Origin of the sequence: Haloferax profundi, from assembly GCF_001469865.1 — an archaeon.
GTDB classification, from domain to species: domain Archaea; phylum Halobacteriota; class Halobacteria; order Halobacteriales; family Haloferacaceae; genus Haloferax; species Haloferax profundi.
Map to the genome: position 1 here is coordinate 1 of NZ_LOPV01000353.1, position 1,546 is coordinate 1,546.

3 protein-coding genes are annotated in these 1,546 nt (G+C 51.2%); 2 read left to right on the forward strand and 1 reads right to left on the reverse strand.

Annotated features, from left to right (window positions below; genetic code table 11):
- On the reverse strand, nt 1–218 hold a 218-nt coding region (locus AUR66_RS22710), incomplete at its 3' end, for a hypothetical protein (RefSeq protein WP_231727886.1).
- Nucleotides 219–456: 238 nt separating this feature from the next.
- Here AUR66_RS22710 and AUR66_RS13065 point away from each other — a divergent pair.
- Both AUR66_RS13065 and AUR66_RS22715 read left to right on the forward strand, forming a co-directional pair.
- Complete coding sequence (locus AUR66_RS13065) at nt 457–1,317, forward strand: methylenetetrahydrofolate reductase (RefSeq protein WP_058572770.1); 861 nt, start codon at nt 457–459, stop codon at nt 1,315–1,317.
- 2 nt (nt 1,318–1,319) lie between these two features.
- Nucleotides 1,320–1,546: hypothetical protein (locus AUR66_RS22715; RefSeq protein ID WP_449271638.1), on the forward strand; the 227-nt coding region annotated here is incomplete at its 3' end.

Here is a 1,546-nt window from a genome sequence, read left to right on the forward strand (position 1 = left end):
GGAGTACAGCAGTTGGTGAGTTCCTCGGAAAGTTTGGTTCTCGAACAGCCGATATCGGAGATATCGACCGAGAGGGTGAGACGAGAGAGACCATCACAAGCAACCTGCTCGACGTTGTCGATGGTAACGTCATATTCATCTAGTAGGTGCATGATTGCCGTGTATAGCTCAGTGGTTTGGTCACTAACCACATTGACTTCTGCTTTTCCTTGCTTCATGGATGACACGAGCATCTGTTGATACTCTGTGATTGTACCTCAATTGTTCTGGATAAAAGTTTAATGGGGAGTTCCTGGTCCCAGTACCCGTTGACAGTCTCGTACCAGTGAAGATGTTGTGCGTTGAGCCCGCCACCGATTGTATGTGAGTAATTATCAAGCGAGGGATTGAAGTACCGGCAACGAACACATTCTGTAAGCGTCGCCAGAAAGAATTGCGATGTTAGATATCGAACCAATGTCACCGAAATTCCGCTCAAGTACCACTTCAGATGGCGTACAGCAGTTACTCACTACCCCACGGTACGAATTGATGCCGTTTTCGAGCCTTGGAGAACAGTTAGAGCATCTCCCGGATGGGGCCCAGATTGCGATTACTACCTCCCCTCAGCTCGGACTCGACGCTACTGTCGAATGGACCGAAAAAGCGTCTGCGAGAGGTTACGAAATAATCCCACACATTGCCGCCAGATACGTCGAGGACAAACAACAACTCGAGAGCGTCGTCCATCGCCTCGAAGAAGCAGGCGTCACGGATATCTTCGTCCCCGGAGGTGACCGAGAAGAGCCAGAGGGTTCATTTGAGTCTGCCTACGAACTCCTCGTAGCACTCGACGAACTAGACCACTCGTTTAACGACATCGGCATTACTGGCTATCCTGAGGGCCATGACTTCATTGATGACGGAACACTCGCCGATGCGATGGCAAAGAAAGAACCCTATGCGACGTATATCGTGACTCAGCTCTGCTATGATTCTGATGCCGTACTCGAGTGGATCGATGAGGTACGGTCACGTGGGGTCGATCTCCCTGTCGAGGTCGGAATCCCTGGTGTGATGAAATACAATCGGCTGCTGAGTATCTCACAGAAGGTTGGCGTCGGTGATTCGGTACGCTTCCTCCGGAAAACGACCGGTGTTGTTGGGTTTGTCCGACAACTCGTCGGTTCTCGTGGGAAGTATACTCCCGACGATTTGGTATCTGGACTCGCACCCTACACGGACGATGAGGAATACAAACTCCGTGGGGTCCATTTGTACACCTTCAATCAAGTTCCTGACCTCGAATCGTGGCGGAAGGAGAAAATAGAGGTGTAGCGATGGAGTACACCGAAGCGGTCAATTTCCTGTTCGACCTCCAACGGTTCGGTCCGAGTCCAGGAACAGATACGACGCGACAATTACTCAACGAGCTCGGCGACCCACACGAAGACGTCCAGTGTATCCAAATTGCTGGATCGAATGGGAAAGGTAGTACAGCACGAATGCTTGACCAAGTGCTTCGGGAGACTGGACTCGACGTTGGACTCTATACGTCACCGCATCT

What these genes read in the sequence shown, in the direction of transcription:
- AUR66_RS13065 (WP_058572770.1), top strand. Translation starts at nt 457, where the DNA reads ATGTCACCGAAATTCCGCTCAAGTACCACTTCAGATGGCGTACAGCAG.